15 protein-coding genes, 1 tRNA gene and 1 pseudogene are annotated in these 14,207 nt (G+C 64.3%); 12 read left to right on the top strand and 5 right to left on the bottom strand.

Going from position 1 to position 14,207, the window contains the following annotated elements:
- Window positions 1-177, bottom strand: a pseudogene (locus AC1DVS_RS24130) (IS5/IS1182 family transposase); the annotation flags it as partial.
- A gap of 266 nt (window positions 178-443) precedes the next feature.
- Here AC1DVS_RS24130 and AC1DVS_RS24125 point away from each other — a divergent pair.
- Window positions 444-2,321, top strand: a complete 1,878-nt coding sequence (locus AC1DVS_RS24125) for a glycoside hydrolase family 97 protein (RefSeq protein ID WP_478027038.1) — start codon at window positions 444-446, stop codon at window positions 2,319-2,321.
- Between the two features lie 529 nt (window positions 2,322-2,850).
- On the opposite strand, the gene AC1DVS_RS24120 is transcribed toward AC1DVS_RS24125, so the two are convergent.
- Window positions 2,851-3,531: an RBBP9/YdeN family alpha/beta hydrolase gene (locus tag AC1DVS_RS24120; RefSeq protein ID WP_478027037.1), complete on the bottom strand. Its 681-nt coding sequence runs from the start codon at window positions 3,529-3,531 to the stop codon at window positions 2,851-2,853.
- Between the two features lie 251 nt (window positions 3,532-3,782).
- Here AC1DVS_RS24120 and AC1DVS_RS24115 point away from each other — a divergent pair, with 251 nt between their 5' ends.
- The 6 genes from AC1DVS_RS24115 to AC1DVS_RS24090 all read left to right on the top strand — a co-directional run bounded on the left by AC1DVS_RS24115 (window position 3,783) and on the right by AC1DVS_RS24090 (window position 8,827).
- Complete coding sequence (locus AC1DVS_RS24115) at window positions 3,783-4,529, top strand: TlyA family RNA methyltransferase (RefSeq protein WP_478027036.1); 747 nt, start codon at window positions 3,783-3,785, stop codon at window positions 4,527-4,529.
- 142 nt (window positions 4,530-4,671) lie between these two features.
- Window positions 4,672-5,223 (top strand): TspO/MBR family protein, encoded by a 552-nt coding sequence (locus AC1DVS_RS24110; protein ID WP_478027035.1) that lies wholly within the window; start codon window positions 4,672-4,674, stop codon window positions 5,221-5,223.
- 28 nt (window positions 5,224-5,251) lie between these two features.
- Complete coding sequence (locus AC1DVS_RS24105; protein WP_478027034.1) at window positions 5,252-5,542, top strand: accessory factor UbiK family protein; 291 nt, start codon at window positions 5,252-5,254, stop codon at window positions 5,540-5,542.
- A gap of 109 nt (window positions 5,543-5,651) precedes the next feature.
- Window positions 5,652-6,152, top strand: a complete 501-nt coding sequence (locus tag AC1DVS_RS24100; RefSeq protein WP_478027040.1) for a type III secretion system chaperone family protein — start codon at window positions 5,652-5,654, stop codon at window positions 6,150-6,152.
- Window positions 6,153-6,161: 9 nt separating this feature from the next.
- Complete coding sequence (proC, locus tag AC1DVS_RS24095) at window positions 6,162-6,962, top strand: pyrroline-5-carboxylate reductase (RefSeq protein WP_478027033.1); 801 nt, start codon at window positions 6,162-6,164, stop codon at window positions 6,960-6,962.
- A 101-nt stretch (window positions 6,963-7,063) separates the two neighbouring features.
- Window positions 7,064-8,827: a di-heme-cytochrome C peroxidase gene (locus tag AC1DVS_RS24090; protein ID WP_478027032.1), complete on the top strand. Its 1,764-nt coding sequence runs from the start codon at window positions 7,064-7,066 to the stop codon at window positions 8,825-8,827.
- A 66-nt stretch (window positions 8,828-8,893) separates the two neighbouring features.
- On the opposite strand, the gene AC1DVS_RS24085 is transcribed toward AC1DVS_RS24090, so the two are convergent.
- Both AC1DVS_RS24085 and AC1DVS_RS24080 read right to left on the bottom strand, forming a co-directional pair.
- Window positions 8,894-9,694 carry an alpha/beta fold hydrolase gene (locus AC1DVS_RS24085; protein ID WP_478027031.1) on the bottom strand — a complete coding sequence of 267 codons (801 nt, stop codon included), beginning with the start codon at window positions 9,692-9,694 and terminating at the stop codon, window positions 8,894-8,896.
- Window positions 9,691-10,053, bottom strand: coding sequence for a nuclear transport factor 2 family protein (locus tag AC1DVS_RS24080; RefSeq protein WP_478027030.1), 363 nt, complete (start codon window positions 10,051-10,053; stop codon window positions 9,691-9,693). Before AC1DVS_RS24080 ends, AC1DVS_RS24085 begins: the two co-directional genes overlap by 4 nt.
- Window positions 10,054-10,170: 117 nt before the next feature.
- Here AC1DVS_RS24080 and AC1DVS_RS24075 point away from each other — a divergent pair, with 117 nt between their 5' ends.
- Complete coding sequence (locus tag AC1DVS_RS24075) at window positions 10,171-10,974, top strand: helix-turn-helix domain-containing protein (RefSeq protein WP_478027029.1); 804 nt, start codon at window positions 10,171-10,173, stop codon at window positions 10,972-10,974.
- Here AC1DVS_RS24075 and AC1DVS_RS24070 read toward each other — a convergent pair.
- Entirely contained in the window at window positions 10,971-11,459 is a 489-nt protein-coding gene (locus AC1DVS_RS24070) for a MarR family winged helix-turn-helix transcriptional regulator (protein WP_478027028.1), read from the bottom strand. The genes AC1DVS_RS24075 and AC1DVS_RS24070 overlap by 4 nt on opposite strands.
- A gap of 67 nt (window positions 11,460-11,526) precedes the next feature.
- Between AC1DVS_RS24070 and AC1DVS_RS24065 the strand changes: the two genes are divergently transcribed.
- From AC1DVS_RS24065 to AC1DVS_RS24050, 4 genes are all read left to right on the top strand, one after another.
- Window positions 11,527-12,648 (top strand): branched-chain amino acid aminotransferase, encoded by a 1,122-nt coding sequence (locus tag AC1DVS_RS24065; RefSeq protein ID WP_478027027.1) that lies wholly within the window; start codon window positions 11,527-11,529, stop codon window positions 12,646-12,648.
- Between the two features lie 68 nt (window positions 12,649-12,716).
- A tRNA-Gln gene (locus AC1DVS_RS24060) sits at window positions 12,717-12,791 on the top strand.
- A gap of 85 nt (window positions 12,792-12,876) precedes the next feature.
- Window positions 12,877-13,353: a DUF3237 domain-containing protein gene (locus tag AC1DVS_RS24055; RefSeq protein ID WP_478027026.1), complete on the top strand. Its 477-nt coding sequence runs from the start codon at window positions 12,877-12,879 to the stop codon at window positions 13,351-13,353.
- A gap of 165 nt (window positions 13,354-13,518) precedes the next feature.
- Window positions 13,519-14,187 carry a hypothetical protein gene (locus AC1DVS_RS24050; protein WP_478027025.1) on the top strand — a complete coding sequence of 223 codons (669 nt, stop codon included), beginning with the start codon at window positions 13,519-13,521 and terminating at the stop codon, window positions 14,185-14,187.
- Window positions 14,188-14,207: the final 20 nt, after the last annotated feature.

The following is a 14,207-nucleotide window of genomic DNA, read 5'->3' as shown; positions in this document are numbered from 1 at the left end:
ATGATATCCCGGGCGCCCCGTAGACGCTGCATCCTCGAAGCCGAGCCCCGCCAAATCCAGTTCGTCGATGAAGACATCGACCACGCGTACCGTGTTCTCCTCGGACACGTAATCATCAACGCAATCTGGCAAAAGCAGCTTCTGCCGACGGTCACAGCCCTCAATGAAACGTCCCATTCCGGCGCCTCCTGCAACGCCAGAATCATAGCACATCAGGGCGTTTTCACACAGCCTCCACCAATGTCGGCCGTTAAGCCCTCGTGCCGAAAGCTGAGGTTTTATGAGTTTCAGGACCTGGCTCTGCGAGCCGCGCTACCCGCTGGAAAATGTCTATGAAAACCCGTTGCCACAGGTGAAATTTCGATTAGAGCTTTGACCGGCCCCTAAATCACGACCGCTGGCACGACAATCGTGCGCGGTACGCATGGGGCGTGGGAGTGGAAATGATCTTGATCCTGTCAGCAATGGCCGCAGCGGAGATTGCGGTCGCCTCTCCCGATGCCAGCATCAGCATCACCGTCGCGCCTGATGGAGGGAGCTATTCCGTCACGCGCAACAAGGAAGTCATCTCGCGCGAATCGCCGCTCGGCCTGGAGCTCGCCGACAGCGACTATGCGGATCTGAAATTCGTCGGCGTCGAACGCGAAAGTCGCCGCCAGGACCTGCCGCTCGTCGCCACCAAGACGCGGGCCGCGCGCGACTGGTACAATGGCGCGGTCATCCGCTTTCGCGAAAGCTCGGGCGCCCGCCGCAATCTCGCGGTCGAGGTCCGCGCCTATAATGACGGAGTCGCCTTTCGCTATCTGGTGCCGAAGGGCGCGCCGGTCACGTTGAAGGCCGAGAAGACCGGCTTCCGCTTCGCCGGCGACCCGACCTGCGAGCTCAGCGAATATTCCGGCTCGCATGAGAAGCCGTTCAACACCCTGAAGCTTTCCCAGCTCGACGCGGCCAAACTCTATGACGTGCCGGTTCTCTGCGCCTCCACGTCCGGCCGCACCCATTTCGCCATCGCTCAGGCCGATATCGAAAATTATGCGGGATCCGGCCTGAAAGCCGCGGCCGGCGGCCTGCAGGTGCGGATGACGCCCCGGCTCGATCGCAAGGACGTCACCGTAGTGTCGCCCGACGGCCTGCGCAGCGCCTGGCGCGTGATCATGATGGGCAACCGGGCTGGCGACCTGATCGGATCGACCTTGATCCAGGCCCTGTCGCCTCCCCCCAAGGGCGATTTTTCCTGGGTTAAGCCCGGCAAGGCCGCTTGGGACTGGTGGTCTGGCCCCACTGCCGGCGAGAAGCCGAGCATGGAGCGTTATCGCCACTTCATCGATTTCGCCGGCGCCTCGGGATTTCCCTATTTCATGATCGATGCCGGCTGGGCCCTGAACGCCGGCCCGTGCTGCGCCGCCGATCCGAAGACGGACATCACCCGCAGCGACCCGGCGATCGATATGCCCGCCCTGGTGAAATATGCGGCGGGCAAGGGCGTCGGCCTCCTGCTCTGGGCGCACTGGCAGCATGTCGAGCCGCGCATGGACGCGGTGCTGGATACCTATAAGCGTTGGGGCATCAAGGGCGTGAAAGTCGATTTCATGGACCGCGACGATCAGGAGATGGTTGCCTTCTACGCCCGGCTCGCCAGGGAGACCGCGAAGCGCGGCATGCTGCTCGACATGCACGGCGCCTTCCCGCCCGCCGGCCTTGCGCGCACCTATCCCAATTTCCTGACTCAGGAAGGGGTGAAGGGCGCCGAGTATAATAAATTCAACGGGGGAAACGTGACCGCGGGCCACAATGTGAAGCTCGCCTATACGCGCATGTTGCTCGGGCCGATGGACTATACGCCCGGCGGTTTCCGCAACAGCACGCCGCAATCCTATGAAGTGCACGAAGTCATGCCCATGGTGCGCAACACGCGCGGCCAGGCGCTCGCGCAATATGTCGTCTATGACAGTCCGCTGCAGATGGTGTCCGATGCGCCCGAGGCCTATGCGAACGCCGCCGGCTTCGATTTCCTCAAGGTCGTGCCCACCACCTGGGAAGAGACCCGCTTCGTGGATGGAACGCCCACCAGCTTCGTCGTCCTCGCCCGGCGCAAAGGGACTTCATGGTATGTCGGCGCAATGACCAACGAAGAAGCGCGCGAGGTGGATATCCCGCTCTCGATGCTCGGCGCCGGAAAATACACCGCGTCGATCTGGCAGGACGGCGCGTCGGCCAATGATGTCGAGCACATCACGAAAAAGGTGGCGCGCGGCGATAGCCTGCACATCCGCATGAGCCCGGGCGGTGGTGCGGCCGTCCTTCTCGAGCCGGCGAGCTAGGTCGAGTTCGACCAAGTTAAACCAACCGTCACCCCGGACTTGTTCCGGGGTCCACTGTGCCGCAAACCAACCGGCGATGATCATGCGGAGACGTGGATGCCGGAACAAGTCCGGCATGACGGGCAAAGCTGGTCGAACTCGACTCTAGCTGGGTAGGTGTTCGCATCCCGCTGCGGGGCGACACCCTGATTCAAATGTGAAGCGGACCATGGCAGGGCGCGCATCGGACAGAGTGCGCCTCGCACGCTGCCCCGCGCTCTTTGACATCATGAACGAAACAGGCTCGCGGGTGCTGGCTATTTTTCGCTGAAACAGCCATTAAAGCTGGCTGTTAGCTGGCTGTTAGCTGGCTGTTATTCAATAACAGCCAGCATGCCCATAAATGGCTGAAAACAAGCCATAAATTCAGGCGCGAAATCCAACATAACAGCCAGCAAAAAAATTCTCCGGAAAAACAGCCAGGAACAGCCAGCAAAGCGACCGCTGTCACGCTCCCCATTGGCTGCGACTCGAGCCCGCCGGGGCGACCCTAAAGCGCCCGGTCGCCCAGATAATGCGTCTGCGCGGCATCAGTCGCGTTGATCGCAAGGATCGAGCGCGCATCGCCCGGCGCGCGCGGCCGGCCCTTGCGATCGCCCGCGGCGTGGATCACGCGCTCGAGCAATTCCTGGCCCTCGGTCCACCAGCCGACTCCGCTCGCCGCGTTGAGATGGCCCTGTGCGCCGGCATCGACGAAATGGCTGCCCCAGCCGACCGCGAGGCTGTGCGCGCGCTCGATCGCGATCCAGGGATCGTCGCGGCTCGCGACCAGGATCGAAGGGAAGGGCAGGGGCGCGGTCGGCGAGGGCCGGAATGCTTTCAGATCATCCTGTGCATCGGGCCGGTCGACATCGGCTGGTGCAACCAGCAGCGCGCCCGCAACCGGCCAGCCATAGGGCTGGCGCGTCAGCTCAGCCCACCAGGCGACGGCGAGGCAGCCAAGGCTGTGCGCTGCTAGGATGACGGGCGCCTGGGCCGCCGAGATCGCCTGGTCTAGCTTGGTCACCCAGGCGTTGCGATGCGGCGTGGTCCACATGCCGAGCTCCACGCGAACCGTGTCGGGGCGCGCGCTTTCCCACAGGCTCTGCCAGTGGGAGGGCCCCGAGCCGCCAAGGCCGGGGACGGTCAGGATCGTTGGCTGAGCCGGATCGTATGGCGAAAAACTTGCCATCGTCGCTCTCCTGATTGGGTAAGGAGACGTGGCCGCTCGAAGCTCTAGGGGGACGCCGGTGCGACCACGCCTCCAGACCTTGAAAGCTATTCCTACTGTTTTAATAGGCAATAGCGTTGCGCCAGATCGCACGCCGGCTGCGACCGGCCGAAAGGGCGGCCTGGACTGGTCGCAGACAGGAGCGGTTTCGTCGCTGCGCGAGGCTGCAGGGAGAGGCTATCAAGCCGCGACTCGGCTTGGTAGGGCAGGCAATGCCAAAGCGTCGTGCCGATCAGCTCCTTGTCGATCGCGGCCTGGCCGAAAGCCGGACCCGCGCCCAGGCGCTGATCATGGCCGGCCTCGTGTTTCTCGGCGACCGCAAGGTCGACAAGCCGGGCCAGCCGGTGCCTGACGATGCGGTGCTCGAGGTGAAGGGGCGCGACCATCCCTGGGTGTCGCGCGGCGGCATCAAGCTCGCGCACGGGCTCGACCATTTCGGCTGGGACGTGACCGGGGCGGTCGCGATCGATGTCGGCTCATCGACCGGTGGTTTCACCGATGTGCTGCTCAGCCGCGGCGCGGCGCGGGTCTATGCTGTCGACAGCGGCACCAACCAGCTTGCCTGGAAGCTGCGTCAGGACGACCGCGTCATTGTCCATGAACAGACCAGCGCGCGCATCCTGACGGCAGCGCATATTCCGGAGCCGGTCGACCTGATCGTGTGCGACGCCAGCTTTATCGGTCTCGCCAAGGTGCTCGACGTGCCGATGGGGTTCGCGAAACCAGACACACGCCTGATGGCGCTGGTGAAGCCGCAGTTCGAGGCGGGGCGCGAGGAGGTCGGCAAGGGCGGCGTGGTGCGCGATCCGGCCATTCACGCGCGGGTCTGTGCCGAGGTTTCCGAATGGATCGAAACCAAAGGCTGGCGGGTGGAAGGTGTCGTCCAGAGCCCGATTACCGGCCCGGAAGGCAATGTCGAATTCCTGCTGGCCGCTTCAAGACACGGTGATCCGGCTTGATTTACCCTGTTCGCAGTTGCACAATTGATTCAAACATTGGCACGTTCTTCATTTATAGCAGAATCGGTGCTTTATTCAGCCGCGTGGCCCCGGCTGATTTATGGGGCGCCGCTGTATCGCGCGAACAGGAAGGCGGGAGACTTTGAGGGAAATCGCATCGAAGCAGCAGTTGAGGCTGGCATTCATGCGCTGGGCGGTGGTCACCGTTCCGTTCATCCTGTTGCTCGGCTTCACCTCTGCGCGCCTGGTGCCGAGCGGATCCGACAGCAGCTGGTATCGTGCGCTGGTCAAGCCCGAACAGACTCCGCCCGACTGGGCTTTCCCTGCCGCCTGGACTGCGATCTACATCCTCCTTGGCCTCGCGCTCGCGATGATCATCCATGCGCGCGGATCGCGCCTGCGCGGCCCGGCGATCACGGTCTTCGCGGTGCAGATGGTCGCGAACCTGATCTGGTCGCCGCTGTTCTTCGGCATGCACCAGGTCTTCTGGTCGCTGGTGACGATCGGCGTGATGTTCGTGCTCGCGCTCGCGACGACGCTGTTGTTCGGCCGAATTCGCACCGGCGCTGCCTGGCTGATGGTGCCGTATCTGGCATGGCTGGTCTATGCCGGCATCCTCACCTACAGGATCGCCGAGCTTAACCCGGGGGCGGAAACCCTTGTGCCGTCATCCTCGACCACCCAGATCATCTAGACCAGACGCTATTTTACGGGATCATGTAATGCAGTCCGACAACAAGATTTTCGACGATTTCGTGAAGTTCATGAACGGCGCAGCCGGCACGATCGCCGGCATGGGCCGCGAAGCTGAATCGGGCGCGCGCGCCAAGGCCAAGGAATGGATCGGCGGACTGGATTTCGTCAGTCGCGACGAATTCGAGGCAGTCAAGGCAATGGCCGCTGCCGCACGCGACGATGCCGATGCGCTCCGCGCCCGGATCGATGCGCTTGAAGGCAAGACCAGCACGGCCGCCCCTAAGGCAGCGCCGAAGAAGCCCAAGGCAGGAGTCTGACGATCTTTTCCACAGGTTTTTCTAGGAAGCTTTCCGCGCAGCGCTTGTGCGCAGCGACCCTTGGCGGCACCACATCTGGTGCCACCAGGGCAGCGGGAGGCAGGATGTGATGCTCGACGAAGCCGATTACGAACGCGAGGACGCTGCACCCATCGACATGCTCGAAAGCTATTTCGCCGCGCATGGCTGGGAGCATGAGCGTCAGGACGATGAGGTCATCGCCAAGGTCAAGGGTAGCTGGACTCAATATGAGCTTCGCGCGCTGTGGCGCGACGAGGACAGCGTCATTCAGTTCCTCGCTTTCCCTGATATCCGCGTAACCGATGAGCGCCGCGCCGCGATCTACGAGACGATCGGGCTGATCAACGAACAGCTCTGGGTCGGCCATTTCGAGCTCTGGTCGTCGAGCGGGATCCTGCTCTATCGCCACGCAGCGATGATTGAGGGCGAGGGCGGCACCATGTCGCTCGGCGCCGCGGAATTGCTGGTCGAATCCGCGATCGACGAGTGCGAGCGCTTCTATCCCGTCTTTCAGTTCGTGCTGTGGGGCGGCAAGACGCCCAAGGAAGCCTTAGCCGCGGCGATGACCGAGACCCAGGGTGAAGCCTGAGATCGGGGCGTGAGCCTCAAATCCCTCTGGCTAATCGGCTGCGGCAATATGGGCGGCGCGATGCTGCGCCGCTGGATCGACAGCGGCGTCGTCGCGGCTGATCAGGTCGATATCGTCAATCGCACGGACCGGGCGCTGCCCGACGGCGTTCGCCAAGCCCGAGACCTGCCGCAGGGCCCGCTTCCCGATCTGGTGATGCTGGGCATGAAGCCCCAGCAACTCGACGAAATCGCGACGCGCTATAGCGATCGGCTGGCGGGCGTGCCGGTTCTGCTGTCGATCCTCGCCGGCGTCGAAGGAGCGGCGCTCGCCCGGCGCTTCAACGCCGGGGCCATTGTACGCGCCATGCCCAATCTGCCCGTCGGAATCGGCAAGGGCGTGGTCGGGCTGCACGCATCGGCACCCGATCCGGAGCTGCGCGAGCGCGTATCCGCGTTGATGTCGCCGCTCGGGCTGGTCGAATGGATCCCCGACGAAGCCCTGTTCGACGTCGTCACCGCGCTTGCCGGTAGCGGCCCGGGCTTTCTCTACCGCTATATCGACGCGCTGGCTGAGGCCGGCGCAGCACTCGGCCTGCCCGCTGATCAGGCGGCACGACTCGCCGTCGCCACAGTCGAGGGATCGGCAATGCTCGCCGCCGCCGCCGACGTTTCCCCCGCCATACTCGCTGACCGCGTGGCAAGCCCCGGCGGCTCGACGCGCAAGGGACTGGACGTTCTCGATCGTGACGACGTGCTGAAGCACCTGCTGCACGAGACGCTCGACGCAGCCACCCGCCGCAACGCCGAAATGGCCGCCGCCGCGCGTTAGGACGGCGTTCCTTCCTAGGCCCATTGTGGTTCCAACTCCGGTTGCCTCACGCCGGAGGACATGATGCTCTCCCCTGAATTCCTCATCCGGGAGAGACGGCAATGCGCAAGGCAATCCTGAAATACAGTCTCGCCGGCACGCTGATCGCCGCCTGCCTTGCCATCCCGGCGGCAACGACGGCCGGGCAGGGCGAGGTCGCGGCTGACGGTGTCACCTATGTCGATCAGGGCATAAACTGGACCGGCGCGGCGCGAACCGATTTCTACAGCCGCGATCAGGGATCAGCGATGATCCCGCTCGCCTGGCTGAAGGCGCTGAAGAGCGCGGACGGCCAGCCCTTCCTCGCCGACAAATTCGCCCGCTATGGCTATCTGCCCAACCCCGACAGCGATCTGCCGGTCGGTTTCACCACGACTGGCCCGGCCGGGCAGGAACAGGCCGGTATGACCTGCGCTGCCTGCCACACCCGCCAGCTCAGTGCGGGCGGCCAGCAATATCGGGTCGATGGCGGCCCGGCGATCGTCGATTTCTACGGCCTGCTCACGGATATGGTCGCGGCCGTCCAGCATCTCCGCAGCGATCCGATCGCCTTCGCCCGCTTCTCGAGTGACGTGCTCGGGCCCAAGCCGTCGGTCAAGCAGGTCGCCGAGCTGCGGGTCGCTGTCGACATCTGGTATGCCCGGGAAGGCGCGCTGAAAACGGGCGCCTATCCGACTGACTATTGGGGCGTCGGCCGGCTCGACGCCGTCAGCATGATCTTCGATCGGCTGACCGGCCTCGATCTCGGCCGGCCGCCGACCTATATCATCAACGAGAACATCCAGCCCGCCGATGCGCCGGTGCGCTATCCCTTCCTCTGGGACGCGCCCAAGCAGAACAAGACTCAGTGGCCCGGCTTCGCCCCGAACGGGAGCGACATTTTCGGCCTGACCCGCAACACCGGCGAAGTGATCGGCGTGTTCGGGACCTTCCATCCGAAGCTATCGCTCACACACCTGTTCTTCCGGGATTTCCTCAAAGGCAGCTCGCTCAATTTCAACGGCTTGCTCAAACTCGAAGACCTGGTGAAGCAGATCGGCCCGCCAAAATGGCCTGCCGCCTGGCCGCTCGACCGCACCCTCGCCGCACAAGGGCGCCAGGTCTATGAAATGCACACTGCGGAAGGCGGCTGCATCGATTGCCATAACGAGAATCCCGGCCCCAGGGCGTTCCCCGACCAGCCGACCTGGAATACATTGATCCAGGATGTCGGCACGGACTCGCGCGAGCATGACATCCTCAATCGCACCTCGAAATCCGGGGTGCTGACGGGCGCCTGGATTCCCTTCCTGACCAAGCCACTGAAGGGAACCGAGCGGTCCTTCACCCTGCTCAGCACCTCGGTCGGCGGTGCCATCCTGCAAAGTGGCGCCTGGAAGCAGGCGATCTTTGGCTCGGGCACGCCGGTTGCCGCCAATCTCGCCCCCAATCCGAAGGTCTCGCCCTCCGACGGCGTAAAAAAGGCGCTGGACGATTCCTTCCCCGATCGGCCTGAGGAAAAGGTCCAGACGGATCCGCCCGCCTATGAATCGCGGATGATCCACGGCATCTGGGCAGCGGCGCCCTATCTCCACAATGGCTCGGTCGCGAGCCTCGCGCAGTTGCTCACCCCCGACAGCCAGCGCCTGACGACGTTCGATGTCGGCCCCGCCTACGACACCGCCAATCTCGGCCTCGCCACGTCGCAGCCCGGCTGGCACGGCACCCGGACCACTACCGGCTGCGATCAGCGCAATTCAGGCAACAGCCATTGCGGCCATAATTTCGGGACGACTTTGAGCCCTCAGCAAAAACTCGCCTTGCTGGAATATCTGAAGGCGCTTTGAGGGGCGAGACACGGCGAACCGCTCGCTGGCGCCGCTTCCGCAGCGCCAGTGAATCGGTGGCTCGCCTCACAGCACGGCCATGAGATCGCGGCAGAAACGGTCGCAATGCGTCAACATCAATCCGTGCGCCGCACCCTCATAGACGATGAGCCGCGCGTCGGGGACGATCGCCGCATAACGACGCGCGCTCTGGTCGATCGGTGCCGATGCGTCGCGGTCGCCATGAAGGATCGTCACCGGCAGGGGCAGGGCCGCTGCTTCGGCACGGAAATCGGCAGTGAAGATCGCCCGCTGGAAATCGAGCATGATGCGGCGCGAGACATCGAGCATCATCCCGCCGAGCCAGTCGATCAGGCGCGGCGAGACGCCGGGTGCGAATGGTGCCGCGTTGCGATCGATCCAGCCCGCGAGGTCGCCGGCCAGCTCCGCGATGAGCTGCTCGACTGCTGCGGGCGGTACGCCCTCGGGATTGTCCGCCCGCTGCAACGGGCATGGCCCGGTCGCGCCGACCAGCACGAGATGCGGAATACGATCCGATCCGTGGCGCGTGATATAGCGGATCGCCTCGCCACCCGCTCCCGAATGCGCGACCAGGACCAGGTCGTGCAGGTCAAGCGTGTCGATGACCGCTGCGAGATCATCGGCCAGCATATCGTAATCGAGCACGCCCGGATCGCTCGATCGGCCGTGCCCGCGCCGGTCACAGGCGATGGTGCGCACGCCCTGTGCGTTGAGCGCGGCCATCGTCCCTCCCCAAAGGCGGGAGTCCATGCCGGCTCCCGCCAGGAAGAGCATCGCCGGCCCGCTGCCCCAATCGCGGACGAAGAGCTGGGGGCCGCCGCCGGTTGTGACGAAAGGCGCGGTCATTGGCCGGCGCCTTCGAGGAAGCCGATGACCTCGGCGATCTTTCCCGATCCATCGAGCCGAACGATATCGGTGCCGGCCGCCACGGCGCTGCCGCCCTCCGGCGCGAGCGTCCAGCCGAAGCGGACAAAGGCATCATGCCCGTCCGGGGTGCCGCGCAGGGTGAAGCGATGGCCCGGGAATTGCGCCCGTGCCGCGCCGATCATCGCGGCGATGCCGTCACGCCCCTCGCCGCGCATCACCGGGTCGATATAGCGTGCGCTTGTCGTCCAGCCCGAGTCCAGGGCAGCGCGCCGGGCATCGTCGCCCGCTTCGTTCCACAGCGCCAGATAGGCGTCGGCGATCATTCTGCTGTCGTGCATGTCGTTCTCCTGTCGCGCCGCAAGCTCGGCGCCGGAGACAGGATTGCGACTCGCCCGATGCGAAGCGATTACCTCGGAGGTAATGGCGACAGCACCTGGATCGACTAGGATAGCGGCATGACGAGCATCTCCGAAACACCCGGCACCGTGTTGCGCGAGTGGCGCCAGCGGCGGCGCTTCAGCCAGCTCGACCTCGCGCTGGAGGCGGATATCTCCACCCGCCACCTCAGCTTCGTCGAAAGCGGGCGGTCCGTGGGCAGCCGCGATATGCTGATGCGGCTGGCGGAACGACTGGCCATGCCGCTGCGCGCCCGGAACCGGCTGCTGATCGCAGGCGGCTATGCGCCGGTCTTTTCGGAACGTCCGCTCGATGCGCCGGACATGGCGGCGGCGCGCGAGGCAGTCGATATGATCCTGAAGGGGCACGAGCCCTATCCAGCGCTCGCGATTAACCGCCACTGGACGCTTGTCGCTGCCAATGCCGCTCTCGCGCCTTTGCTCGAGGGAGTCGCGCCGGCATTGCTCGAAGCGCCGGTCAACGTGCTTCGCCTGAGCCTGCATCCCGACGGACTGGCGCCACGGATCGAGAATCTCGGCGAATGGCGCCGGCATCTGCTTGACCGGTTGCACGCTCAGGAGGCCGAGACCGGCGATCCGCAGCTGGGCGCGTTGCTCGCTGAACTGAGCGCTTATCCTGGTCGGGCCGGCAAGGATCGCCCGAAGCCGGGGAGCGCCATCGCGGTGCCGCTGCGCCTGCGCATGCCGGGGAGCGGCGCGGTGCTGTCCTTCATCTCGACGACGACGATGTTCGGCACCCCAACCGAGGTCACCGTGTCGGAACTGGCGCTAGAATGCTTCTATCCGGCTGACGCGGAGACTCGCGCAGCCTTCTTCCCGCAGAATCCGGCGGCGGGGTCCTAGCTCCGCAATCCCTCGATCCGCGCGCGTTCCTCTTCGGGGATCAGGCCTTCGAGCACCGCCCAGAAACCGCCGACAGCGGCCTGGCCCGCGCTGGCATAGGCAGCGGACAGCCGCTCGCGCAGTGCCTCGAACAGCTCGTTCTCGAGCGCCTTGCCCGCCTCGGTGAGGCTCAACAGGCGCTGGCGGCGATCGCGGTCGCCCGGGCGAGTCTCGACCAGCCCGCGGTCGGTTAGCTCAGTCAGTACCCGGCCGAGGGACTGTTTGGTGATCGCAAGCAGCGACAGCAACTGGCTGACCGTCATCCCCGGCGAGCGGGCGATGAAGTACAAGGCACGGTGATGCGCCCGGCCCAGACCCCGCGAGGCAAGGCCGCGATCGATCGCGCGGGTGAAGTGGCTGTTGCCGAAATAGAGCAACTCCATGCCTCGGCGAAGCTCGGGCTCCCGCAGGAAAAGCGGAGACGCGGACGTTGTTGGTGCTGCCATGTTGACCGGATTTGGGGCCTTCCGTACTAGGCTTCAACCCCGAAATTGTAACAAAGTGTATGACGCCATGCTCGACAAAACCAGCGCAGCGACCGAATCGAGCACATCCCTCGCGTTCGTCCGCACCCAGCATCCGTCGCCGGTCGATGTGAATGAGCGTGCGCGCCTGCTGGAAAATCCCGGGTTCGGCCGCGTCTTCACGGATCACATGGTCACGATCCGCTATAATGAGACCGAGGGCTGGCATGACGCCCGGGTCGAGCCGCGCGCGCCCTTCATGATGGATGCCTCCTCCGCCGTGCTGCATTACGCGCAGGAGATCTTCGAGGGGATGAAGGCCTATCGCCTTGCCGATGGCGGCACCGCCCTGTTCCGGCCCAAGGCCAATGCGGCACGCTTCCGCAGCTCGGCGCAGCGGATGGCGATGGCCGAGCTACCTGAGGAATTGTTCCTCGAATCGATCCGCGAGCTGGTCCGCGCCGATATCGACTGGATACCCTCGATCGAAGGCGGCTCGCTCTATCTGCGTCCCTTCATGATCGCGAGCGAGGCGTTTCTCGGGGTGAAGCCTGCGTCCGAATATCTCTATGCGGTCATCGCCTCGTCGGTGGGCGCTTATTTCAAGGGCGACGCGCCGGCGGTCACGCTCTGGGTGTCGGAGGACTATACCCGCGCCGCGCCGGGCGGCACCGGTGCCGCGAAGTGTGGCGGCAACTATGCCACCAGCCTCGTCGCGCAGGCCGAGGCGATCCGCCAGGGCTGCGATCAGGTCCTGTTCCTCGACGCGGCCGAGCGCCGCTGGATCGAGGAGCTGGGCGGCATGAACATCTTCTTCGTGTTCGACGACGGCACGCTCGGCACGCCGCCGCTCACCGGCACAATCCTGCCCGGCATCACCCGCGATTCGATCCTGGCGCTCGCCGCCGACATGGGGCTGACCGCGCGTGAGGAGCCCTATTCGATCGACCAGGCCCGCGCCGATGCGGAGAGCGGCCGGCTGTGCGAAGCCTTCGCCTGCGGCACAGCGGCGGTGATCGCGCCGATCGGCGAGATGAAGATGAAGAGCGGCGGTTTCACCATCGGCGGCGGTGGCCCCGGGCAGACATCGCTGCGGATGCGGGCGGCCCTGACGGACATCCAGCGCGGCAAATTACCCGATCCGCACGGCTGGCTCGATCGTCTCGACTGATCCGAGGTTCACCTGCAATCACGACCATTGCGGGCATGGAGCACAGACCCTAAAGGGCTGCGCTCTGCTGGGGCGTCGCCAAGTGGTAAGGCAGCGGCTTTTGATGCCGCCATTCGCAGGTTCGAACCCTGCCGCCCCAGCCAGCACTTCTGAACAGGCGCTCGATGGGCCTGCACGAGCACAAGAGGAGAGGCTGGTGGCGCCCCTAATTCCCCTTCGTGTCGGAACATGACGGAGTTTGCGCCACCGACGCCAACCGTCGACTTCGCCTTTGAAGCGCGCGTGCTGATCGGCACGCCGCTCGACCTCGGCACTGCCGCGGGCGGACAAAAACGGATCGTGCCGATCACCGGCGGCCGCATAACCGGTGAGCGCTTCTCCGGCGATGTCCTCCCCGGCGGCGCGGACTGGCAGACACTCCGACCCGATGGCGTTCTCGACGTGTCGGCCCGCTATACGGTGCGCGCTGATGACGGGGCGATCGTCTCGATCGTCAACACCGGCTATCGCCACGGCCCGCCAGATATCCTCGCCCGGATCGCCGCCGGCGAACTGGTCGATCCCGCGCTCTATTATTTCCGCACGACGCCGCGGTTCGAGGCGCCGGATGACAGCCCCCATGCCTGGCTGAACCGGAACGTCTTCGTCTGTTCGGCAGCGCGCCGTTCCGATCAGGTGATGTTACGCTTCTTCGTTGTGGGCTGACGGTCAGCGCGCGGGAGGTTCCACAACTATAGAGCCTCTCTTATAGATAATTCTTGGCCGCCATATGAGTTATAACGGGACCTTTTATAACGCATGCTTTGGAATTGGCAGTCAATCTGACAGGCCGAAATTCGGTTGTGGTTTCCTGCAAAGGATCGGATTTGAATGTTCCTAAATTTGCTCGGGCAGCGCTCGGCACCCGCGCAATTTCTTGTGGCATATGCGGGGCTGTCTTCACGATCTGTCACTGGTGGACATCTAACCTTCACTCCGGAACGCGGGACGATTTCGCGCCTCGGCTTCGCCAAGGACTTTGGCTCCGGGGTATTCGGTTGTGCGCCCCCCGCCGAACCTGCGGCCAAGGGTCAATTTTATACCGACAAGTTCATCGAAATTCGGGCAGGTAATGAGAGGGAATCTTTGGGGCGGGCCAAACTCAAAGAGGCCTATGTCCATGATTTTCACTATCGCTGCGATATAGACTTCACCGGTCTGCACCTTGTTTTGATGCTGCAGCAGTCCGCATTCGAACAGTATGAGCGGTTTATCGGCACTGCGTGCGTGCCGGCTTCGGTAGCCGACCCTGGGGCCTGGCACGCCAATCTGCTCGTACTGATCCCAGCGCCCCTGTTCGAATTTCCAGCAGGGCGGGGTAGCGTTCCCCCTTATCCTCCGGCCGAAACCCGTGAGGCGAAGGTCGGCAAGCTCCGTATGATCAGGAACTTCCGTTTCGATAGCATCGACATTCTCAAAATCACTCGGGACGCCTCCGGCGACCTCTGCGTTCCCGATCTGCTCAATATCCAGTCAGATCAATTGCTGCGCCTTCCCTGACTAGGCGGCGTGGATAGAGC

Source organism: Sphingomonas sp. P3_C5, assembly GCF_056402635.1.
The sequence above is the reverse complement of the archived record's forward strand: the minus strand, read 5'-3'. Positions and strand labels throughout refer to the sequence as shown.